This window comes from Bythopirellula sp. (genome assembly GCF_041737835.1).
GTDB lineage: Bacteria > Planctomycetota > Planctomycetia > Pirellulales > Lacipirellulaceae > Bythopirellula.
The window spans coordinates 317,113-339,575 of the sequence record NZ_JBGSQY010000072.1 but is presented as its reverse complement, the minus strand read 5'-3'; the positions used below and the strand labels follow the sequence as shown (position 1 = coordinate 339,575).

15 protein-coding genes are annotated in these 22,463 nt (G+C 54.5%); 9 read left to right on the top strand and 6 right to left on the bottom strand.

The window, feature by feature from the left end; genetic code table 11:
• Positions 1–101 precede the first annotated feature (101 nt).
• Positions 102–944, bottom strand: a complete 843-nt coding sequence (locus tag AC6T8Q_RS20740; protein WP_500680889.1) for a hypothetical protein — start codon at positions 942–944, stop codon at positions 102–104.
• A 114-nt stretch (positions 945–1,058) separates the two neighbouring features.
• Complete coding sequence (locus tag AC6T8Q_RS20735) at positions 1,059–2,123, bottom strand: polysaccharide biosynthesis/export family protein (RefSeq protein WP_500680888.1); 1,065 nt, start codon at positions 2,121–2,123, stop codon at positions 1,059–1,061.
• A gap of 762 nt (positions 2,124–2,885) precedes the next feature.
• On the opposite strand from AC6T8Q_RS20735, the gene AC6T8Q_RS20730 reads away from it, so the two are divergent.
• From AC6T8Q_RS20730 to AC6T8Q_RS20720, 3 genes are all read left to right on the top strand, one after another.
• A complete protein-coding gene (locus AC6T8Q_RS20730) occupies positions 2,886–3,821 on the top strand; it encodes an exosortase/archaeosortase family protein (RefSeq protein WP_500680887.1) in 936 nt (311 codons plus the stop codon).
• A gap of 337 nt (positions 3,822–4,158) precedes the next feature.
• Positions 4,159–6,441, top strand: coding sequence for a polysaccharide biosynthesis tyrosine autokinase (locus AC6T8Q_RS20725; RefSeq protein WP_500680886.1), 2,283 nt, complete (start codon positions 4,159–4,161; stop codon positions 6,439–6,441).
• Between the two features lie 1,004 nt (positions 6,442–7,445).
• Positions 7,446–8,477 carry a hypothetical protein gene (locus tag AC6T8Q_RS20720; protein WP_500680885.1) on the top strand — a complete coding sequence of 344 codons (1,032 nt, stop codon included), beginning with the start codon at positions 7,446–7,448 and terminating at the stop codon, positions 8,475–8,477.
• Between the two features lie 34 nt (positions 8,478–8,511).
• Here the strand turns inward: AC6T8Q_RS20720 and AC6T8Q_RS20715 are convergent, their stop codons facing one another.
• A complete protein-coding gene (locus tag AC6T8Q_RS20715) occupies positions 8,512–9,378 on the bottom strand; it encodes a serine/threonine protein kinase (RefSeq protein ID WP_500680884.1) in 867 nt (288 codons plus the stop codon).
• A 683-nt stretch (positions 9,379–10,061) separates the two neighbouring features.
• On the opposite strand from AC6T8Q_RS20715, the gene AC6T8Q_RS20710 reads away from it, so the two are divergent.
• The 3 genes from AC6T8Q_RS20710 to AC6T8Q_RS20700 all read left to right on the top strand — a co-directional run bounded on the left by AC6T8Q_RS20710 (position 10,062) and on the right by AC6T8Q_RS20700 (position 16,895).
• Positions 10,062–11,051: a glutamine synthetase beta-grasp domain-containing protein gene (locus AC6T8Q_RS20710; RefSeq protein ID WP_496920501.1), complete on the top strand. Its 990-nt coding sequence runs from the start codon at positions 10,062–10,064 to the stop codon at positions 11,049–11,051.
• A 260-nt stretch (positions 11,052–11,311) separates the two neighbouring features.
• Positions 11,312–12,742: a type I glutamate--ammonia ligase gene (gene glnA, locus AC6T8Q_RS20705; RefSeq protein ID WP_500680883.1), complete on the top strand. Its 1,431-nt coding sequence runs from the start codon at positions 11,312–11,314 to the stop codon at positions 12,740–12,742.
• 307 nt (positions 12,743–13,049) lie between these two features.
• Positions 13,050–16,895: a PKD domain-containing protein gene (locus tag AC6T8Q_RS20700; protein WP_500680882.1), complete on the top strand. Its 3,846-nt coding sequence runs from the start codon at positions 13,050–13,052 to the stop codon at positions 16,893–16,895.
• Positions 16,896–16,993: 98 nt separating this feature from the next.
• Here AC6T8Q_RS20700 and AC6T8Q_RS20695 read toward each other — a convergent pair whose 3' ends face one another.
• The 3 genes from AC6T8Q_RS20695 to ald form a co-directional block, all read right to left on the bottom strand.
• Positions 16,994–18,655 (bottom strand): alpha-keto acid decarboxylase family protein, encoded by a 1,662-nt coding sequence (locus AC6T8Q_RS20695; RefSeq protein ID WP_500680881.1) that lies wholly within the window; start codon positions 18,653–18,655, stop codon positions 16,994–16,996.
• A gap of 146 nt (positions 18,656–18,801) precedes the next feature.
• Complete coding sequence (gene mtnA / locus AC6T8Q_RS20690) at positions 18,802–19,863, bottom strand: S-methyl-5-thioribose-1-phosphate isomerase (protein ID WP_500680880.1); 1,062 nt, start codon at positions 19,861–19,863, stop codon at positions 18,802–18,804.
• A gap of 39 nt (positions 19,864–19,902) precedes the next feature.
• On the bottom strand, positions 19,903–21,009 hold the full coding sequence (gene ald, locus AC6T8Q_RS20685) for an alanine dehydrogenase (RefSeq protein ID WP_496923093.1): 1,107 nt from the start codon (positions 21,007–21,009) through the stop codon (positions 19,903–19,905).
• A gap of 95 nt (positions 21,010–21,104) precedes the next feature.
• On the opposite strand from ald, the gene AC6T8Q_RS20680 reads away from it, so the two are divergent.
• The 3 genes from AC6T8Q_RS20680 (at position 21,105) to rpsI (ending at position 22,422) form a co-directional block, all read left to right on the top strand.
• Positions 21,105–21,371 (top strand): hypothetical protein, encoded by a 267-nt coding sequence (locus AC6T8Q_RS20680; RefSeq protein ID WP_500680879.1) that lies wholly within the window; start codon positions 21,105–21,107, stop codon positions 21,369–21,371.
• Between the two features lie 116 nt (positions 21,372–21,487).
• The gene (gene rplM / locus AC6T8Q_RS20675; RefSeq protein ID WP_496920494.1) at positions 21,488–21,928 is read left to right on the top strand and encodes a 50S ribosomal protein L13; all 441 of its coding nucleotides are present in this window, start codon (positions 21,488–21,490) and stop codon (positions 21,926–21,928) included.
• Between the two features lie 95 nt (positions 21,929–22,023).
• Entirely contained in the window at positions 22,024–22,422 is a 399-nt protein-coding gene (gene rpsI, locus AC6T8Q_RS20670) for a 30S ribosomal protein S9 (RefSeq protein WP_496920493.1), read from the top strand.
• Positions 22,423–22,463: the final 41 nt, after the last annotated feature.

Below are 22,463 nucleotides of genomic sequence, written 5' to 3'. Positions count from 1 at the left end.
GAAACGCTGCGGCGTAGCCGAGCGAACTTCGCAAAATGCCGCGTCAAAACCGAAATAATCACTCCGACGCGGCATTAAAAACAGCACAAATCGGTCCTCAGCTATTTAGCCGCTGGCATATCCGAAGCCTCGAAATAAATCGCCTGTTGCAGGTCCTCATCCATCGATTTTTGGACATTCTTGGCGGCTGGATTGGAAAGCTCGAGATGGCTCGTGTCGAAGGCTGCTGTCGGTGTGACAAACCGCGAGGTCGTTGGCACAACACTCACCGTTGGCTGCTTGGTGGCTTGGGGGGCAGCTGGTTGCAATTGGTTTGACTGTGGCATGGTCGGTTGAACAACCACAGCCTGGCTTAATCCTTGTGGCAAAGCGGGGGGGCCGTCTTCCAACTGTGGCAAGGGTTGCAAACTTCCTTGCGGACCGAAGTCGGGAAGACCTGGCAGCCCTGGCAGTTGCAAGCCGTCGTTAGCAGGCGGGGCAGCTTCTTGATTGCCCGCAGGTGCACCTGCCGCTGGTTGAGCAGGTGCGGGTGCAATTGCGCCGGGTGCGGCGCCGTTGACGGGAGGAGCCGCGCCATTGGCTGCTGGAGCAGCAGCACCCTCGGCGGGAGCTACAGCCCGGGGTGGCCGAGCAGGGCCACGCAAATCTTCTTGATCAAGCTGTGGTCGGATGTAGGGTTGGAGTTGACGACCGTCTGGAAGCGTGCCATCAGCGCGAGTGGGGGTGAGCCCCATGGATTCGCCTGGCCAAGCGTGCCACTGCGTTTTGTAGTTGCCCCACGTATCACGCTTCGGATAGCACATGCCATCGGCGGCACAAGGGCACGGACTATCTGGCCGAGGACAGTGAACTTGGCCGTAGCCAGGTTCCACAAATCCGAGCAGCATAGCGACCGCGGCATTCAGTGCGGCACACCGACCGCTAATTTTGGGCATCCAAGACATGTTCGTTCCTTTGCACATGGTGAATCGCGTGTTGTGAATTGCAATTCTCATTGTGGTTCAGTAGTGGTTGATGTTTCTCTAACTCAGTCCTTAAGGTCGATCTGGTTCAGGCGATTAGAACGTGTTGCCTAAGCCAAACCGGTCGATACGGTTGAGGGCCGAGGTCGAGAGGGAGACGAACCCGAAGAAGGACTCGAACGGACGCAAGAACTTGGCCATGGTGGCGGTGAACTTGCCGTACTTGTCTTCGGCGATAAACAGGCGGTCTCCAGGCATGAGTTGGTAATTCGTGGCCGTCGAGGCACCGCGAGTGATGTCCTCCCACGAGACGGGCAGTATCTGTTCGCAGCCGACGCCGTTGGGGGCGGGGCGAGCAATCCACATTTTGTTGGACGAAACTTGCGAAATACCGCCAATGTTCGCCACGGCGTCGAGCACTGTTTCATTACCAGTAATGGGCAGCCGGGTGACGTTGTCGCCGAAGCCGCCGCCTTGGGTAATCACATAGTACAGCTTGCTATTGTAGGCCAGTACGTCGACGAACACTTCTGGCGCTTCGAGCTTGAGAGCTAATTGTTCCTCGACGGCAGCTTTGGCTTCTTCGATGGTTTTACCAGCAACGAACACCGAGCCGTAGGTACCAAGATTCACGCGACCGTCGGGGCCGACCAAGTGTTGTCCCGTGACCTGTTGAGCACCCGCAGATTGCAGGAGCGAAATCGACACGTCGACGTCGGACAAGATTTGTTGCAAGTGCCGACGAACCTCGTCCTCGGCTTCTTCGATCGTGAGCCCCGTCACTTTGATTCGGCCATAGGTCGGACCGAGGTTGATGCTGCCGTCGGAATCGACCGAGTAGGCGTCGTCGATGGGACGATCCGGGAAGGCTCCCGAGACACGCACTAACAAGGCATCAAATGTTTCAATCTTGTGAGGGGACTTAGGAACGAGCTTTACGCCTTCGATCAAGAGAATATCCGGCGGCTCGACCACATAGCGTGGTAGGGTCACTTTCTCGAGTTCTCGGGGAACCGAGCTTTCCCGAGGTGGCTCGGGAGGCGTAACCGGAAACGGATCGCGCGGAGCAAGAAAAGCAGTACAACCTGGAGCGCATAGCAACAGAGCTAGCAACGCCAGCGTTTGGCCAGTTTTCGAATGAGTATGGTTGCCCAGATTCATCGGAGTTTCTCACTACGAGCGATGTGATTTGTCCGGCTGCCGATGCCCATAAAGCGTTAAAGCACCCGCAACCGTCAGCCGTTACCTGACAGCTACAATGCCTATAATCGGTAAAGTTTAACAATGACTTTTGCGGGACTTGGGATTTCGGCTGAAATCGTGTGCAGCACTGCTATCGCTTGCCCTTGAATTTGGGAACCAGAAGCCTGGGAAAAGAGCCGAAATGACTAGCGATGCCGTGCAACCGTTAGGACCGCTACGGTCGACCTAAATCCATGCACGACAACGATTTCGGCCAACTCATTCATCGTCTAAAGGTTTGACAGTTTAGGCGCGAACGCTTATCCTCAATTTCAGGTATTGAGTTCGCTGCAAGGCGTCTCGACCGTTCTCGGGTTCAAGGCAAGCTGCCCCTGTTCGCCCAGCGCGAGCTTGAAAGAAGAAGGATTCTTTGAACCAATCTGTTCCGGAACACTGGCTATCTCGCGGGCATCACCCCCTGAGGTTCGTCGGCGTACTGTGGCTTTGTTAGTTGTGGTTGAATCCGCGTGGAACGGGTGGCAGACATCGTGCTGATCTTCGTTTCGCCGTAAGACCTTGAGACACGCAGCACTTTGAATTGAAGAGTTGGCTTTTCTTAGAACGCTCACCGATGCGGCTTCGCTCGCCTAACGAGATTCTGACGAATCGAACTCCAATGTTCAGCGACTCCGTTAGCAAGCTTTGATGGCACTCACTTAGGTTTTAAATCGAGAATTGTTCATGGCCAGTCAGATTCATCCTTTTGCCAGCTACGACTATGAAGAGGGATCGGACACGCTCAGTGCCGACCAAGAGAAATCCGCTTGGATTGCCTTCGGGTTTCTCGTTTTTCTGCTGACATTGGGCTATTGGAACATGCTGGAGTTCACGGCCCATTCTTGGTCCGATCCCTTGTACTCGCACGGCTATATTATTCCAGTTTTTGCCGCGGGTTTGTTCTGGATGCGCCGTAAAAAGCTGACGCAAGTTCCAGCGATGGAGCGGTGGATCGGCGTGTTGGTGATATTTATCAGCTTGCTGATACGACTGTACGCCGCCTACTACGACTACAACCCGCTTGATCGTCTAACGTACATCGCGGCCATGCTTGGTATTTGTCAGGTTATTGGCGGCTTTGATATGTTGCGCTGGGCCGGCCCCCCCGTGGCATTTCTCGTTTTTATGTTCCCCTTGCCTTCGAAGCTTGAAAACACGGTTCTCATGTGGCTGCAAAGCGGCGCTGCGCGTGCCAGCACGTTTGTTTTACAGTTACTAGGCGTACCAGCGTTGCGTGAAGGCAACCACATTATCATCGACAAAATACCCCTGGAAGTGGCTGACGCTTGCAGTGGCTTGCGGATGGGCACGATCTTTGGTGCGATGTCGGTTGCCTTGGCCATGGTCATCGACCGCCCGTGGTGGGATCGGCTGACGATTTTGGTCTTTGCCATTCCCGTGGCCTTAGCAACCAACATTATCCGCATCGTGGTGACAGCACTGCTGTACGTGGCATTTCCAGACAATGAAGCCATTCACCTGTACACCCACAACTGGGCGGGCTTGGCAATGATGCCGATCGCGCTAGGATTCTTGTGGATCGAGATCACGATCTTGAACAAATTAACCGTGCCTATGGAATCTGACGATTATGCGGCTTTTGGGGCTGCACACGGATGATCGAGCACGTGTTAGTCGTTGCCAGGAAACTACAAAAGTGATGAAAATTCGAGACATCCAAGACAGCGCATGGCGGTTTCAGCCGCGTCAAATTGCAGTATTTCTCGCAAGCCTCGTCATTGGCCCATCACTTGCAAGCAGGTGCAACCCATTACAATTTCTCCCGCGACGGGCCTTAGTGCCGGTCCCGCTCACGCCGAGCAAGCCCGTGGGAGAGCAACGGAATTAGTCTTTTCTTCGTCACAATCGGACATGGTACCTGTACTATTAGATTAGTCGTGCCCGTAGCAAAAAGATCGCATCAACCGAGCGGTTTATCCAGAGAGGTAGTTGGACTATGAAACAAGATGCTGGCCTTGGCGATTCACAAGTGATGTATCCTCCGGCGGCTGGAAGCAACGGCTCCATGCAAATGGTTCCCGTGAATTCGTATCCCGTCCCGGTATCAGCCATGGGTGGTGCTCTTCCACCACGAGGCCCCGAAATTCTCAGTGGTCCATTGAACCAGACTTGGTTGATGAATTGTCTGCGTCGGCGTTGGCTGATGGCATTGTTGCTAGGTACGTTAGCGGCGGGTTCGGCCGCCATGGTGCTGTCGTACTTGTTCCCCGAATCGTCTCAGGTCATCGCTTATCTGCAAGTAGAAAATGAAGAGGCCAGCGAGATTTTTGATAGCGGTAGTGGTCGGATCAATCCCAAAGAATTCGAGATTTTTCAGCAAACGCAATTGACCCTTCTGAAAAGCCAGTTTGTGTTGAAATCTGCTTTGCAGCGACGTGACGTTGCCGAACTGTCCGCCGTCCAAAAACATCGTCCCAACGAATTGGCTTGGTTGAATGAAGGTCTGAAGGTTTCCTTCCCCGGCGAAAGTAAGATTCTCATGCTCAAGTATGAGGGCGAAGAAAATCCTGAGGACATGAAAAAAGTCGTCGACGCGGTGATTCAAGCTTACCAGAACGACGTGGTTGTGGCGGGTCGTGTCAGCAAGGCAGCCACCCGCAAAAGCATGGATGACCTGCACAAGCAAATCAACGAGCAACTCAAAGAGAAGATTGATCGTTTGGAAACCTTAAAGGAGGAGTTGGGCGGCGCTCAATCTGCCAGCTCGAATGCCGAACTCAATATGATCATTCGTGACATCGGCTTGCTTAACAGCCAGATGATCAAGGCTAAAGAAGAGCTGGTGGATTTGGAAGTGAATCGTGAATTGCAAACCCGCTCCATAAACAGTCCTGCAGCACTGAAAGCCGCTGTTGATGCCGCGCTTGCGGAAGATCCAACCATGCAGCAATATCAGCAGCAACAATACGCGATTCAGCAGCAGATCATGCAATTGGAATCGATTAGCAAGCGACCCACTCCCGAGATTAAACGTCTACAGAGTCAGGTTCAGCAAATCAGCCAGATGATGGAAGACTACGAGTTGAGATCTCGGGCCGAGCTAACGAACCAAATGAAATCTGCTCCCAGCGATCAGCTGCAGTTGGTCATGACCGACTACTTGTTGCGTCGTCAACATCTCAATCAGAAAATGGTTGAATTGCAGACAGAGATTGACGAAAAGAAGGAGCAGATCAAGGCTCTGGGCCAAAGCAACGGCGAGTTGGCCATGCTCCAAGCCGAGGTCGATCAGCTGAGCGACATTGCTCGTACGATGGACTTCAAATTGCGTGGTTGGGCCATTCAGGCTGGTGCTGACGCTGAACAAATCAAAGTTATGCAACCGGCGTTCTCGACGGAAAAGATCAACACCTTCGAGCGGTTTGCCATTGCTACGCTCGGCGCCATCGCGGCCTTCTGTGGCACTTGCTATGGCGTGGCCTTGTTGGAATTCCGTCGCCGCAAACTCAACTGCCCCTCGGACGTGGACGAAGGTCTCGGCATTCGCGTCCTCGGCGTGTTGCCTTCCGTGGCGTCGCGCAAATCGATGGCTCCGGGCAGCGTGACCGCCGCCCAGTTGTCGGAATCGATCGACAACGTGCGGGCTACGCTGATGCACGACTCGACTTCGCGACCACGACAGATCGTGCTAGTGGCCAGCCCTGCCTCGATGGAAGGATCGACCACCGTGGCGAGCCATCTGGCTTTGAGCCTGACTCGTGCGGGACGTCGGACGCTCCTCATCGACGGCGATTTGCGTGATCCATCGCTCCACAAGCTGTTCGGTCTGCCCATCGAAGATGGTTTGAGCGAGCTCTTGCGGTCGGAGATCGAAATTACCGACGCGGTGCGGCCCACCAATACCGAAGGTTTGTGGTTGATGACGGCCGGTATCTGCGACATGGATGCGATCCATGCTTTGGCGACCGACCAACTGCAACCGATCTTTGAAAAACTGCGTGCTGAGTTCGACTTCGTGATTATCGACGGTGCTCCTATCTTGGGTCTGTCGGATTCGTTGTCGGTCGGCCAACACATCGACGGTGCGATCCTCACGGTGCTGCGTGATCACAGCGGCGTGCGGAGCATTCACCAAGCCTCGGAGTTGCTCAAGAGCTTGGGAATTCGCCTCATAGGTTGCGTGGTCAACGGCATGCCGCTCAAGTCCGACCGCCGCATCACGCGGGTCACGCGTGGTCCCGGCAGCAAGGCCAAGCGTTTGCCCGCGGCCGAAAGTTGATCGCTAGTTTCTTAACGGAATCATGACACCACGGCAGTGAGTCCCTCGGGCTCGCTGCCGTTTTTTTTGTTGAAAAGAGGTCACTGCTCTCATATCAAGACTTCCAACTCTTCCAACTTGTCGAACTTGTCAGGGTTTATTTTGTGTTTCGCGAGACCTCTGTTTTTGAATTTCAGTGTGGCACGAGTCTCCGACACGTCATTCATTGCCATCTGTCCACGGTCCTATAGTCCACCGTCCTACCGTCCACCTTTCGAGCTTTGCTTGGTTTGCGGCCCTCTCTCGCGGCCAACCTGATTTTTCTCGCGATCGCTGGATCGCGCCTCCAGTTGGGCGGATACCATTATCGCGATTGCGAAGCGACTCGCCACAACTATTTTTGGCCGGGGAGGATTTCACGCAGAGGCGCTGGGTGCGCGGAGGAAATGAGCGTTAAGAAATTGCTGGCCACGAAAAGCACGTAGTGGCACAAAAAGGATTGTTGACAACAGCGTATCTCCCCTGAGCCCCAACGCGCTAACATGGGGTTATTCTGCGCCACGGACCGGGAGGTCCATACTACGAAATTAGGTAGGCGCTCGTCTGCGACGATGCGGAGTATATCCTCAGCACGTTCAAGGGGATTCATGAGCGGACGCCGCTGTTTGACGAGAAGCACAGCACGGCGGAGCAGATTTTGGCGTTGTTTGATGAGTACGGGAAATGAACGCCGCCCCGGGTGTGTGGATCGCTGAGACGATCCACACACCCGGGGCTAAATTATTGTGATGATTCTTGTTAGCCGCGCGGCGGAGCGCGTCGCAGACATGCGCGTTGCCAAAATTCGTCGGATGGCTCCCCCTCCCACTGAGTACTGCGGGAGCGGGAGAAGAATCCCGGCCATTCTGGCGAATCGCGTGCCAAAGCAAATCTTCGATTTCTCGGGCGAATAACAGTTGCGGCCCCAGGCTGAAAGTCTTAGGTTGTTTGCAGGGGGACAGTCGCTGTTTAGCAGGGAGCATGTGATGCGCGCAAAATTCTGGCTGGTGATGTCGTTGTGTTTTTTCATGGGCGGTGAAATTTTCGCGGCCGAGCCAAACGAAGACTTTGGCCAAGCTACGATCTTAGGGGCGGGGGTGCTGTCGGCCACCGACACGTTGACGCCCGGCACGACGTCTTATCCCGATACGGTGCTGGGGATACGCGACATGTTTGGCGAGATCTATTTCTTCAACGACGACGACAGTCCCGTTGGCGACGGTCGCGCGTCAGGAGTTGCTGGCGCGTCGACAAACTCGGGCTCGATCGACTTCGCCGTGTCGGGCTATCCCGATGAGTTTTTCTTTGGTGACCATGGCCAATTTGGAGAGTTCGAAGTTTTCGTCGACGTTTACGATTTCTTCGGCGATCCCGTCGATTCGTTCAGCGAGGTGCGCACCTTGCAGCCTGGCACCGTGGAAGATTTTTCCTATTCCAATTTCGAATGGATCAGCGGCTCGTACGATGTCTACATCGATAATACGATCGGTCCGCCAAATGTCGCCGACGTTGATTTCTATACGTTCACGGCCCTCACGCCGGTAAGCTCGTTTTCCGCGGAAGTGACGCAGACAGTCAGCACGAGCTTCGATTCGGTTTTAGGTTGGTTCAATTCGGCGGGAGTTCTCATCGAGACCGACGACGATGATGCCGGTAACAATTTGTCGTTGATCGAAGGGATTGTTCCGGCGGGCGGTAAATTGACTTTTGCGGTCTCTGGTTATGACGACTTCAATTTTGAAGGAGCCCATAGCGAAGATGCCGAATACACGTTGGAGTTGACTCTCGGCAGTGCTGGCGTAGCGGGCGACTTCGACAGCGACGTCGATGGCCGTGATTTTCTACGATGGCAACGGGGTGGCTCGCCGACTCCGTATAGCGCCGCGGATTTGACGACTTGGCGTAATGCCTATCCAGGGGCATTGGTGGGCGTGACGGCGGTGCCTGAGCCAACAACATTGTGGTTGGTTGCGATGGCAGCTTATGTGGGCCTGCGTCCCCTGCGGCGACAGCGCTAAGCCGCGAGCGTAGGGTTCGCTAAGCCGCAAGCGGCTAGGGTTGCTCGTCGGCGAGATGATCTTTGAGATAACCCTGCACGGCGCGGGCGTTGAACGGTCGCTTCTCGGGGTCTTTTTCGAGAAGTTGCATAATCATTTGCTCGAGCCACGCGGGGCAATCGATGCCTTGCTCGGCGAGCGGCTTCGGTTGCTCGTTGAGATGCTGATGCCACACTTGGGCGAAGTTGGCTCCGCGGAATGGAGGCTTGCCCGTGAGCATTTCGTACATCACGCAGCCGAGTGAATAGAGATCGGTTTTGCCCGTGAGCGAGCTGTCGCCACAGATTTGTTCGGGAGACATGTAAGCGTAAGTTCCGACCGCGATCCCTGAAGCACTGATGTCGGCATCGTGCGTATCGCGAGCGATGCCGAAATCGCCGAGCAGCAATTTGCCGTCGCTGTCGAAGAACAAATTGCTGGATTTCAGATCGCGGTGAATGATGCCGTAGTTGTGGGCATGTTGCAGGGCCGAGGCAATCTGTGCGGCGTAGGTGGCCGTTTGTTGCCATGTGAACGGGCCTTGCTTTTTGATGCGATCGCGCATGTTGCCCTGCTCGAGCAATTGCATGGCATAGAAATAGTGGCCATCCATGATCCCACCGCCGTAGTTGCGAACGATGTGCGGGTGGTTGAGCCGCTCCATGATGACGATCTCGCGTTGGAAGCGATTGACGATATTTTCGTCGTGGGCGATCGAGGAGTGGAGCAGCTTGATGGCAACCGGCCCGGCAATGTCGGGGCTTTCGGCGCGGTAGACAACTCCCACGGTCCCCGAGCCAATCGGTTCCAGCAGTTTGAAGGTTGCCGCGGTAGGCAAGAACTTCAGATTGCGTCGGGGAGTGGGGGAGGATGAATCGGTCATGGAAAACGTCGACAAGTGCGTTGGTAAGCCCGCGGCGAAGAGAAAAACTACTTGGCTGCCGACCCTCGGCTTGCCCACCCCCTTAGCAGTGGGTGCGGCATACTAGGGCACGTGATGGCCCGCGGGTGCGAGGCACGCGTGCCGTTCAGTTGGGATAAATATAGGCCATCTAATCGTTTAGGGAAAATCCTGTTACACCCTTGTAGTGATTGGCACTACGCTTGCAAAGGGTTATTTCACGCTCTCTTCGGGACCTCATCCTTCCCGACGGAAATGGCGGGAAATTAGGCGGATTCTTCCTGACGGTTTACCCATTTTCGGGCTTTCTCGGCCCGTGAACGGTCCATTCCTAGGCCGGTTCTGCTTAGTTTTCATTTTCGTTAGCAGAAATCTTCGGCGACTAGCAGTCGAGCGGCAGAATTTCTACGATGAGGATTCCCCCACGACAGATCGTCGTGGGTCGAAGACGGCAATTCCTGTTTCACGACGTCTGGCGACCTTCGGTCAGCGTCGAGGCAATATAAGTTTCATGCAATTGTTGTAGGCGGGTCGATGGCGAACTTCCCCGGCCTCATGAATTCACGGTAAGACAGCGAATTCACGGAACGACAACAACAATTGTTCCTGTAGGGAAACAAGTCACAAAGTTTTAGTTCGATATTATTCGAGGAGTCATCAAAAAGATGAGTTACAAGCTTGAGTACGTTTGGTTGGACGGTTATAAGCCCGAACCCAACATCCGCAGCAAGACCAAGATCGTCGACAGCGAGCCCAAGAAGCCGGAAGATTGCCCGGGTTGGTCGTTCGACGGTTCCAGCACGCAACAAGCCGAAGGTCATAGCTCGGACTGCTTGTTGAAGCCAGTGCGCATGATCAAGGATCCTTGCCGCAAGAACGCTTCGATCGTGATGTGCGAAGTACTGAACGCCGATGGTTCGGTCCACTCGACCAATGGCCGTGGCAGCTTCGAGGACGACACCGATTTGTGGCTCGGTTTCGAGCAAGAATACACCATCATGAAGGATGGCCGTCCTCTGGGCTTCCCGACTGATGGATACCCTGGTCCTCAAGGTCCTTACTACTGCTCGGTCGGCATTAAGAACTGCGTCGGTCGTGATTTGGTTGAAGATCACCTCGATGCCTGCCTCGATGCGGGTCTGTCGGTCACCGGCATCAATGCCGAAGTGATGAAGGGTCAATGGGAATACCAATTGTTCGGCAAGGGTGCGAAGCAAGCTTGCGACGACCTGTGGCTGAGCCGCTTCCTGTTGTTCCGTACTGCTGAAAAGTACAACCTGACGATCGAGCTGCATCCCAAGCCGGTCAAGGGCGACTGGAATGGTTCGGGCATGCACACGAACTTCTCCACCACGCCGATTCGCGACAAGGGTGGCGAAGAGTTGATCAAGGGCATCTGCGACAAGTTCAGCAAGCGTCACAAGGAGCACATTGCTTCTTACGGTTCGGACAACGACCAACGCTTGACCGGTCTGCACGAAACCCAATCGATCCACAAGTTCAGCTACGGCGTGTCGGACCGCGGTTCTTCGATCCGCATCCCCATCGGCACGGTGCAGAACGGTTGGAAGGGTTACTTGGAAGATCGCCGTCCGGCTTCGAACGCTGATCCTTACAAGGTTGTTCGCGAAATTCTCGCGACGCTGCGTTCGTAATCTGTGGGGCAGCCAGCTTGGCTGTCATGCAGGCTTAAGCAAATGAAACCCCTTTTGGCCGCTGGCCAGAAGGGGTTTTCTGTTGTATCGTGTCGGGCAGTTAGTGGTCGCTAAACCCATGTCATCCCGAGGGAGGCTCACCGACCGAGGGATCTGGCTCGCGTCATCTTCACGGATTGAAGACGTGTTGAGATGGAAGCCAGATTCCTCAAGTCGCAGAACTCCTTTCGGAATGACCTTGTCCAAAGGAACTTTCCGTGATGATGACGCCTCAAGATGTGTTGGCCCTTTGTCGTGAACGCGGCGTGCGTGCGGTCGATTTGCGGTTCATGGATTTTCCCGGGTTGTGGCAGCACTTCACGATTCCCGTCGAAAAGTTGGAAGAAGAAGTCTTTGAAGATGGCCTCGGCTTCGACGGCTCGAGCATCCGGGGTTGGCAGGCGATTAACGAGAGCGACATGCTGCTCGTGCCGCAGCCCGAAACGGCGTTCATCGATCCGTTCACCGAGATCACAACACTGTGCATGATCTGTAACATTCAAGACCCCATCACGCGCGAAGATTACACGCGCGATCCGCGGAACGTCGCGCGCAAGGCGGTCAACTATCTTAAAAGCACGGGCATTGCCGACACGTGTTACATCGGCCCCGAGGCCGAGTTCTTTGTGTTTGATGACGTGCGGTTCGATCAAGCTCCGCAGCACAGCTACTTCTTCATTGATAGCGACGAAGCTCAGTGGAATCGGGGAACCGATTATCGCGCCCAAGGGCGTGGTTCTAACTTAGGTTACAAGCTGCGGCACAAGGAAGGTTACTTCCCGGTGCCCCCCGCCGATCAGCTCATGAATCTTCGCAATGAGATGATGATGACGATGATCGACTGCGGGCTCGACGTCGAAGCGCAGCATCATGAAGTGGCGACCGCGGGCCAATCGGAGATCGATCTCAAGTACAACGAGTTGGTGACGATGGCCGACAGCATGTGCTTGTATAAGTACATTATCAAGAACGTGGCGGCGAAGCATAACAAGACTGTTACCTTTATGCCCAAGCCGCTGTACGGCGATAACGGCTCGGGGATGCACACGCATATTTCTTTGTGGAAGGGTGGCCAACCTTTGTTTGCCGGTGGCGGTTACGCGGGCTTGAGCGACGAAGCGCTCTACGCGATCGGCGGCATTCTGGCCCACGCCCCTGCCCTGTTGGCGTTCACTAATCCGACAACCAACAGCTACAAGCGGTTGGTCCCGGGTTATGAAGCGCCGGTCAATTTGGCCTACTCACAACGAAATCGCTCGGCGGCGTGTCGAATTCCGATGTACAGCCCCAGCCCCAAGGCGAAGCGGATCGAGTTTCGTTGCCCCGACCCCAGCTCGAATCCGTATCTGGCTTTCTCGGCATTGATGATGGCGGTGATCGACGGCATTCAGAATAAGATTCACCCCGGCGAACCGCTCGACAAGGATATTTACGATCTCGAACCGGAAGAGTTGGCCAAAGTACCCAGCACGCCGGGTTCGCTGGGCGAAGCACTCGCGGCTTTATCGCGCGATCATGAATTCCTGCTACGCGGCGATGTGTTTACGCAGGATGTGATCAACACGTGGATCAGCTACAAGCAAAAGAACGAAGTGGAAGCGCTGGCGCTGCGGCCGCATCCTTATGAGTTCTGTTTGTATTACGATATGTAGCAAGAGGTTACGACGCTAGCTTGACAGTAAGATTATAGGATGTGGGCACGTGTTGATAATTGCCGTTAAGATACAATGAAGGCTGTTAATAAATTTAAAAATTATAACTAGAACCTTCTGTCCAGACATTTTTTGTCTAAATTTCTGTTTGCAGCTTGTCCTTCCGACACTAGAATGCACGGCACTTCTAGCTTAATGTCGGGGGCTCTACATGGAAACGAACTGGAAAATTCATTGCAGAATCAATTCTTTACGAGCTGGTAGGAAGCGAAGTCTCTCCTTTGAGCCACTGGAGAGTCGGAATCTTTTGTCTGCAACTGCGTTTGAGCATGACGGTATTGGCTACTTTCTTGACGTCACAAATCGCGAATTGGATCGTTATGATATCTCGAATCAGATATGGCTTACATCAACACCACTCGCTGGCGCTTCTGCTCCGCCGACATATGCATTAACTGATAGCGATGGCATATACATTGCTTATAACACGTCAGTTTACCGCTACGCTCTAGATGGCTCCGCGCCGGTGCATCTTCTTAATGCAGCAAATACAGTAAAAGCACTGCACACTGATGGAAATTTGCTGTTCGTTAATCATTCGAGTGGTCTCTATGCTCGGTTTGTCAGCATTGACAAGTCGACCAACACAATTATATCCAACTTCGAGAACTACGTTGATTCGGTCTACGGCTCGTCAATCGCGCCAGAAGCCAATCGCATCTTTGGCAGATCGAGCGGTATCAGTCCAGCTGACATCACTTATGTGACGTACTCCGATACAGGTGCGTTTGTGGGAGGGGGTGATAGCCCATATCACGGAGATTATCCGGGAGCTTCTAACACATGGACTTTCCCGGATGGTGGTAAAGTTGTCGACGATTCTGGAACACTCTATTCCACAAATAGCCTCACTCGGCTCAATAGCTTTGGCACTCGGATTGATGAAATAGATTTCGTCGGTGGATCCATACCGATCGTTCGCTATGGATCTGTTCTGACCGCTTACTCAGTAGGCATCCTTCCAACAGGAAGTCACGCCCTTAGCGGGGTACCGCGCGAAATCCTGGTTAATTCCGACAGTATTCTAGCAGTCTTTGATGATGGTTCAGAATCCAGTGGCTATCGCATCGAAGAGGTGGCGTTGTCATCATTGAATGCTCCCAAACCTAATGAACCAATTGATCCAAACGGACTCATCTACACTCCGGATAAACTCATACGCGCCGCTGATGGCAGCGCGCTTGTATTTAGTAAAGCTCATCAAAGTGTATTTCGCTGGGACCCAGTTCGACAGGAGTTCGGGACCACCATTCCGCTGATTGGTGCTCCGGATTATATGACGTACTCGTCCGAGACGAACACAATTTATCTCGCCTATTCAACGGGGCTCATACGAAAGATCGACCTGAATCTCGAGAATCCGACCGAGATACCCTTCGCGACCCTTCCTAGTGCACCGCTCGGTTTGGCAGCAGCTGGTGAGTATCTGTTCGCTGCTGATGGTTCTGGGGCTTGGATTTCGCACTATACGTTCGCTCCTGACGGAACCCAGCTTTCAGCAGAAGACTGGAACTACTATTCCTCAGAATATATTTGGAGTGACGTTCAGCAGAAGATGTACTTCTTCCGGGATGATACGTCCCCTAATGACCTCTTGTCTGAGGTCATTACCAATGGAGTTCTGGGAGGTTATACGGATTCGCCTCTTCATGATAGTAGCGGATTTATGCACCCCATCCGTGTTTCTCCCGATGGAAGTTTTGTTGTACTTGGCTCAGGCAAAATTCATGACGCGACGACATTGGCTCGCAAGACACAGTCGCTTAGTACTTCGGTTTCCGACATCGCGTGGCTTGGAAATCGGATGTTTACGGTCCGCAATATTTCTGGCACCTTCCAAGTCCAAGAATGGTTGGGCAGCACCTACGCTCCTGGCCAAGTTAAGCAATTTCCCGGCTCAGCACATTCCTTGACGGCCATCAGCGCTGACAAACTGCTTGTTGTTTCCATGAGTTCGGGCGCTCCCAATTTCACTCTGCTTGATCCCAATCTGAATGTGATTCCCAAGCCGACACCCGTCGCAGATGCAGGTAACGATCAGCGCGTACCTATTGGCATTAGTGTCCAACTAGACGGTTCAGCTTCGTTTGATCCCGATGGTTTACCAAATCCGCTCAATTATGAATGGAGCATCGAGAGCGGACCTGGCGGCGGAATATTCGGAAATTCCATGAGTGCAGTGACCAGTTTTGTAGGTCAAGCGGCGGGTGACTATCTGTTGCGATTGACCGTTAGTGACGGTGTTCATTCCTCCTCAGATACAGTGAAGGTCAACGTCCGCACAAATTTTGCACCGGTTGCCGATACCTCTTTGTCAACAAACCATGCGGTTGGGAATCGTATTGCTGCCATTCTTGATGGTAGCCTTAGCTTTGATAGTGACGGTGATGTGGTCGAGTATCATTGGACGATAGAATCCAAACCAACGGGTAGTAATCCGAGTATCACGAATGATCGACAGGAGATTACATCGTTCTTAGCAGACGTTCCTGGCGTCTATGAGATCAACCTTACGGTATCAGATGGATATTTAACGCATGTAAACAGCATGATTGTAACAGTGACGGCGAATCAAGCTCCGATCGCTGATGCCACGTTGTCAGGATTATCAGGAGTTGCCGGAAGAACAAATGTGCTACTTGATTCCAGTTTAAGTTCTGATCCCGACGGAGACGCTCTAAGCTATAGCTGGACAGTGCTTGCGAGCCCAGTAAATGCCATAACAAGCGTTGTTAGCGGCTCACAGAAGAAGGCGTCATTTTCGGCTAACTTGCCGGGGAGCTATACGGTGCAAGTGACCGTGAGCGACGGTGAGTTGATGGATACCAATGTTGTTCATATCACAATGGGGGATAATCAAACGCCTGTAGCTGATACTAGTGCTTCGACAACTTTCTTGATAGCTGGAGGGAACTATCCGACTTTAGATGGGCGGCATAGTTACGACCCCGATGGAGATCTACTGAGCTATCAGTGGTCCTTTATTTCCAGCACGAATGGTTCCAAACCGTCAATCAGTAGAAGCAATACATCATTAGCAACATTGAATACCAACACTCCAGGTGTCTATGCAGTTGCGCTGGTTGTCAGTGATGGCCTGAAGTCAAATACCGAATACTTGCTGATTACTGTGCGGGGCAATCAGCCACCAATCGCAGATGCGTCTTTGACGGATACTTTTGGGCTCACCGGATTGCCGATCAATTTGAACGGCATACGGAGTCGGGATGCCGATGGTGATACTCTTACTTATAAGTGGGAGATTCTTACAAGCACCAACGAATCGCCAATGCCTGTCATATCGAGTCCACTGAGTCCCGTTTCAAATTTTGTAGCCAATTCCGCGGGAACATATCTCACTCTGCTTACCGTAAGCGACGGTGTGGCTCAATCAAACGACTTCCGATTGATTACGATTCAGGTGAACCCCAACCCACCAATCACAAGCGACTTTGACCAAGATGCTGACGTAGACGGTAGGGATTTCTTACATTGGCAGCGAGGCGCGGGGACTATTAGTCCAAGCTTGGCAGATGGCGATTGCAATGGTGATTCCTTAGTGGATGGCAAAGATCTTGCCTTTTGGCAGCAATCATATGGGCAATCACAGCAAAGTGATGGTGATATCGACCAGGATGGCGACGTAGATGGCCGAGACTTCTTGACGTGGCAGCGAGAAGGCGATTTCGATAGCGGAGTCCTCGGCATTTGGCAAGATGGGTATGGGACTAGCATGTCCTTGGCGTATGTTGCTACCGGATTGGAGGACGATATCGCCACGAATTTCCCGCAAGAACTACTGCTAAGCGACGTGGGAGAGACTACTACCGTGGTTCAAGTGCCGCCAATCGTAACGGCAAAAGTCTCGAATTGGTGGTTACCCTCAGAAGAGACCGTTGAGTTACAGCTATTCGCTCAAGAGAATGAGTCATACTACGAGACAGTAGCCGCGGATGATGCCTTTGAAAGTTGGGATGTCATCAATTATGGGGCGGAGGAATTTGGCGATATTCCCACGGGTTGGCGAGACGATTATGAGGGGCCGATTGAAGGCGAAATCGAAGATTTGATGGCTGCGGTCTTTGGCGGGTGAGTTGGCCGTGAGAAAAAATCTCCGGGCGCTCACGCTGACGGCTCGCCTTGGAATACTCCCCCCGCTGACGTGGGAGGCTCGTTTATGTTCGCTACTTCTTACTGCACCACCGTTTTGCTCATGCGCTCGGCCATGCGGGCGAGGGCGCGGCTGGCGTCTTGTTCGCTCAAGTGGACGTTGAAGATGCTGGGGCCGGAGGTGTCCGCCCAGGCGGCGTTGAGGGCGGTGTCGAAATCGGCTTCGGTGTGAATGTCATAGCCCGTGCCGCCGCCGAGGACGGCGGGGAGCTTGTGGTACTCCCAGGTGTGAATGTCGTTGAATTCATAATCGCCGGGGTGCAGCAGTCGTTCCGTGCCGTAGCCGCCGTTGTTGAGCACGATCACGATGATCGGCATCTTGCGGCGAACGATATTTGAAAGCTCCATGCCGGTCATCTGAAAAGCTCCGTCGCCAACGATGGCCACGACACGCGCTTCAGGTCGGGCGACTTGGGCGCCGAGGGCTGCGGGGACCGCAAAGCCCATCGACGTGTAATAGGCGGGGCTTAAGAATTCGGTGCGGCCACGCGTGGTGAGTTCCGTCGAAGCAAAGAGCGCATCGCCGATGTCGGCCACCACGATCGTGTTGCCCTGCAATTGCTCGTCGAGCCGATCCATCAGCCGGGTGATCGTGATCGGAGCTTTGGGCTCAAGTTTAAATTCGGCTTTGTTCCAATCGGTGGGCGCGGGGGGCAAGGGTTGCTTGATGTTGAGTTTACGCTGCGAGAGCTCGCGCATAAAATCACCGAACTCGACGTCGTGATAGTGATGATGGCGGATGCGAAGTTGTTCGCTCGTGGCGTAAATGCAATCGCCGATGTTGAGTTCCGCAGTGAAGATGCCGAGGTTGATGTCGGTCATGAACGTGCCCAGCAGCACGACGCAATCGCTCGATTCGACGTACTTGGTCACTTCTTCCCGTCCCAGGGCTCCTTCGTACAGGCCCATGTAAAGCGGGTGAGTTTCAGCCACAACCCCTTTGCCGAGCATCGTGGCGGCCATGGGGATTTTGGCTTGCTCGGCAATTTTGAGCGCGAGGTCTTGCAGGCCGAAGCGATGAAGCTCGACGCCGAGAATGAGCACGGGTTGCCGTGCTTGTTCGATCCGCCGCGCGGCTTCCTCGACGGCTTCGGCGAGCGCGCGGTTATCGCTCTTGGGCTGGTTGGAAAGAAACGGCGGCATCACCTCGGGGCGCACGTGGACCATGTCGCGGGGGATCTCGATATACACGGGCCGTTTGTAGCGCTGACAAGAAGCCAACACGCGATCGATTTCGCGAAACGCGGTCATTGGGTCATCGAGTTCTGTGCCCGAGATACACAGCTTTTCAAACACGTCGTATTGCGTGCGGAAATTGCGAACCATGTGATGCAGCAGCGGATTGTTGCGGCGTTCTTTCAGACCCGGTGACCCGGTTATCAAAACGACCGGCGATTTCTCGGCGTAGGCCCCAGCGATGGAATTGCAAACGCTCAGGCCCCCGACGCAATAAGTGACGCAAAGCGCGCCCATGCCGTGGACGCGGGCATAGGCATCCGCTGCAAAGCCAGCACAATCTTCGCGGGTGCAGCCGATGGCGTTGAGCGGACTTTTTTCCAGCATGGTGTAGAACGACAAGATGTAGTCGCCCGGGATGCCAAAGACATCGGCCACGCCGTAATCTTGCAGGCGTTGGATAAGGTATTCGCCAATCGAGAGATGAGATTTTTGGGCTTCGCTCATGAGAGAGATTCCTTTCATACGGCAGATAAAACCGCTAATAGTCGCTAATGTGCGCTAATGAAAGAATTATGAGTGAGTTACTAACGACCTCAAGGCTTAACTAATTTCGAATGAATAAATTAGCGAATATTAGCGTGAATAAGCGGTTAGAAAAGTTTCGCGACACGTTCGGTCGTTGGTTCGAGGACCACGCCACGCTCGGTAATAATACCCGAAATCAGTGCTGCGGGGGTGACGTCGAACGCTGGGTTGTAGACGGCCACGCCGCTGGGGGCAGTTGCTTTGCCGTGGGATTCGACAATTTCGCGGCCCGCACGCTGTTCGATCGGAATTCTATCGCCCGAGGGTAGCGTTTGATCGAACGTGCTCGTCGGGGCGGCCACATAGAAGGGAATGCTGTGAGCTTGTGCGAGCACCGCCACGCTGTACGTCCCAATTTTGTTGGCCGTGTCGCCGTTGGCCGCGATGCGGTCGGCGCCGACGATAACGGCTTGCACCTGACCGGCTTGCATGACGTGCGCGGCCATGTTGTCGCAGATGAGCGTGCAGTCGATGCCGCGGTCCATGAGTTCCAAAGTGGTGAGCCGCGCGCCTTGCAGCAACGGGCGGGTTTCGTCGACCCACACGCGCGGTTGTTTCGCACGGCGAGCAAGTTCGAAGATCACGGCAAGCGCGGTTCCTTCGCCGCCGGTGGCCAAGGGACCAGCGTTGCAGTGCGTGAGGATGCCACAGTTAGTCGGCAAATCTGCGAGCAAGTCCGCACCGTGTGTGCCGATAGCGGAACACATGCGTTTGACGTCGGTGTGGATCGCGTGTGCTTCGACAAGCAAGTCACGAGCGAGGTCAATCGGGGTCGAAGTCGGCGCAGCTCGTTTAGCGGCGCTACGCATGCGATTCAACGATTCAAACAAATTGACAGCCGTGGGACGGCTCGTGGCGAGATAATCGCATACTTGTTCGACCCGATGCTGCATCGTGGGGAGGTCGGCATCCAGCGCGGCTTGAGCACCCAAGCAAACCCCGAACGCGGCGGCGATGCCGATGGCTGGCGCGCCGCGGACGCTCAGCTCCTGGATGGCGATCCACACCTGATCGACGTCGACGCATTCCAGAAACTCGATGGCGTTGGGCAACCGAGTTTGATCGACGAGCAGCAAGCAGCCGTTGATGTCGCCTTGCCAGAGGGCTGGTTCGAGTGGTAGCGACATGAGTTTTGACCGGTTCACCGCTAAGCCGCGAGCGGCTGGTTAGTTAAACAATTCCGCGCAGGGGAAGCCGAAGGTTTCTGCCACGGGTTGATTTGTGACCTGACCCGCGTGCATATTCACCGCGCGGGCGATTGGCCGCGAGGCTCTGGCCGCGCCCTCAATTCCCTTTTGAGCGATTTGAAGTGCATAAGGCAAAGTAACATTGCAGAGGGCATACGTGCTAGTACGGCCCACGGCACCGGGCATATTCGTGACGCAGTAATGCAGCACATCATGCACGATATAAGTCGGTTGGCTGTGCGACGTGGGGCGGCTCGTGGCGATGCAGCCACCTTGATCGATGGCCACGTCGATAATCACGCTGCCCGGCTTCATCCGCTTGAGATCGTCTTCTTCAATTAGCCGTGGCGCTTTGGCCCCGGGGATCAACACGGCGCCGACGACTAAGTCAGCTCGCGCAATTTGTTCGCGAATCGTGTGGCGGTCGCTGAACAGCACGTCGACGTTGGGGGGCATGATGTCGTCGAGGTAACGCAGGCGATCCATGTTGATGTCTAAGATGCTCACGTCGGCGTTGAAGCCAGCGGCGATCTTCGCGGCGTTCGCACCCACGACACCGCCACCAAGAATCGTAATGTTCGCGGGGGCCACCCCTGGCACGCCGCCGAGCAAAATTCCACGGCCCATTTGTGGGCGTTCCAAATACTTGGCCCCTTCTTGAATGCTCATGCGGCCGGCGACTTCACTCATGGGGGTGAGCAGCGGCAAGCGGCCTTGGTCATCGGCCAACGTTTCGTAAGCCACAGCCGTGCAGCCGGAGGCTAACACCGCCTCGGTAAGCGTGCGATCGGCTGCGAAGTGAAAATACGTGAAAATAATCTGGCCTTTGCGCAAGAGAGGCCACTCGGCGGGCATCGGTTCCTTGACCTTCACGATCATGTCGGCCCGGGCAAAGATTTCCTCGGGAGTCGCGACGAGCTCGCCACCGTTCTCGACATATTCGTGATCGGCCAATCCCGAGCCCAAACCGGCTCCCTGCTCGATGAGCACCTGATGCCCACGCCGTGTTAGCTCTTCGACCCCGACGGGCAACATAGCAACACGATATTCATCTAATTTGATCTCTTTGGGGACACCGATGATCATGCGGGGGAACTCCGAACCGGGCAATGCGTTGTGTGAGGTGGGAACTTTCAAATACAATAAGCCGTTTCGCACGAAACTAACAGCGTAAGCCCGCCATGAAAGAGCCAACTTCGGAAGCCCGTAACAGCCGCTGGCCCTTGGTGGCGATCGTTGTGGCGTTGGTGCTCTGGGGGCTGTTCTTGGCGTTGGGAGCCTACTGGGCCCCGGCGGGTGCCCAAGCGGGCCACGACCGGCGAAAACTCTTGGTCGTGGCGGTTACGACGGGGGGATTCCTGGCGATGTGGGGCCTGGCGTTGTGGATGGGCCGCCGCCGACAGCGGCGATTGCAGGAATTCCGCGAGAAAAAGGGTCCTGGCAATTAGCGTTCTCGCCCTTGTCGGGTGAGCAAATCAGCGGTAAATTGGTGGATTCCCAACCGGCGCCCAGCGTGCACCGGGAGTCCGTCTCTGGCGATATGCCCAGGTTATTGGAAAGTACGATGATGAAAACATATATGGCCAAGCCCGGCGAGGTCGAGCAAAAGTGGCTGTTGGTTGATGCCACCGACAAGATCGTCGGCCGTTTGGCGAGCGAAATTGCCGTGATCCTCATGGGCAAGCACCGGCCCACTTACACCCCACACGTCGATACCGGCGATTTTGTGGTTGTTGTCAACGCCGAGAAGATCGCCTTCACCGGCACGAAGTGGGAAAAGAAGAAATACGCCTGGTACACCGGCTACACGCGTCAGCGGACCGTGACCGCCGGCAAGCGGTTGGAAGACAAGCCAGAATTGATTCTCATGGAAGCCGTCCGACGCATGCTTCCCAAGAATAAGTTGGCCTATGCTATGCTTAGCAAACTCAAGGTTTACGCGGGCCCCACGCATCCGCACACGGCCCAGCAACCTGAGCCGACCGAGTTGGCGATTACGGCGTAGAAGTGAATGAGTAGGCTGGAATCCAATACTCAATCACCTGAATGAAATTCAAGCAAAACAAAATCTTTAAGTCTGAATGTTAGGAATCAATCCTTATGGCAGCAGTTGTGGAAGAAGCCTTGGGCACTGGCCGACGCAAGACATCGGTGGCTCGCGTGCGCATTAAAGCCGGCAGCGGCAAGATCACGATCAACGATCGCGATTTGGAAGAATTCTTCCGCGTCCCTCAGGATCGCAACGCCGTGGTTGCTCCGCTCGATCATTGCGAAGTCCGCGGTGCGGTCGATGTTTCGATTCGCGTCCATGGCGGCGGCACGACGGGCCAAGCGGGTGCCTGCATGCAGGGTATCGCTCGTGCGTTGATGAAGCACGACAGCGATCTCGAACCCAAGCTGCGTGAGAAGAATTTCCTGTCGCGCGATTCGCGCATGAAGGAACGCAAGAAGTACGGCCTGCACGGTGCTCGTCGCGGGACGCAGTTCTCCAAGCGTTAATTCGGTTGCCAGCAATATTTTTGCTGGAAAAAGGCAAATCA

Bases quoted from the DNA above. Each gene is read 5' to 3' on its own strand.
- AC6T8Q_RS20735 (WP_500680888.1), bottom strand. From the start codon at position 2,123: ATGAATCTGGGCAACCATACTCATTCGAAAACTGGCCAAACGCTGGCG.
- AC6T8Q_RS20695 (WP_500680881.1), bottom strand. From the start codon at position 18,655: ATGAGCGAAGCCCAAAAATCTCATCTCTCGATTGGCGAATACCTTATC.
- AC6T8Q_RS20680 (WP_500680879.1), top strand. From the start codon at position 21,105: ATGAAAGAGCCAACTTCGGAAGCCCGTAACAGCCGCTGGCCCTTGGTG.
- AC6T8Q_RS20730 (WP_500680887.1), top strand. From the start codon at position 2,886: ATGGCCAGTCAGATTCATCCTTTTGCCAGCTACGACTATGAAGAGGGA.
- AC6T8Q_RS20720 (WP_500680885.1), top strand. From the start codon at position 7,446: ATGCGCGCAAAATTCTGGCTGGTGATGTCGTTGTGTTTTTTCATGGGC.
- AC6T8Q_RS20725 (WP_500680886.1), top strand. From the start codon at position 4,159: ATGAAACAAGATGCTGGCCTTGGCGATTCACAAGTGATGTATCCTCCG.
- glnA (WP_500680883.1), top strand. From the start codon at position 11,312: ATGATGACGCCTCAAGATGTGTTGGCCCTTTGTCGTGAACGCGGCGTG.
- AC6T8Q_RS20715 (WP_500680884.1), bottom strand. From the start codon at position 9,378: ATGACCGATTCATCCTCCCCCACTCCCCGACGCAATCTGAAGTTCTTG.
- ald (WP_496923093.1), bottom strand. From the start codon at position 21,009: ATGATCATCGGTGTCCCCAAAGAGATCAAATTAGATGAATATCGTGTT.
- mtnA (WP_500680880.1), bottom strand. From the start codon at position 19,863: ATGTCGCTACCACTCGAACCAGCCCTCTGGCAAGGCGACATCAACGGC.
- rpsI (WP_496920493.1), top strand. From the start codon at position 22,024: ATGGCAGCAGTTGTGGAAGAAGCCTTGGGCACTGGCCGACGCAAGACA.
- rplM (WP_496920494.1), top strand. From the start codon at position 21,488: ATGATGAAAACATATATGGCCAAGCCCGGCGAGGTCGAGCAAAAGTGG.
- AC6T8Q_RS20740 (WP_500680889.1), bottom strand. From the start codon at position 944: ATGTCTTGGATGCCCAAAATTAGCGGTCGGTGTGCCGCACTGAATGCC.
- AC6T8Q_RS20710 (WP_496920501.1), top strand. From the start codon at position 10,062: ATGAGTTACAAGCTTGAGTACGTTTGGTTGGACGGTTATAAGCCCGAA.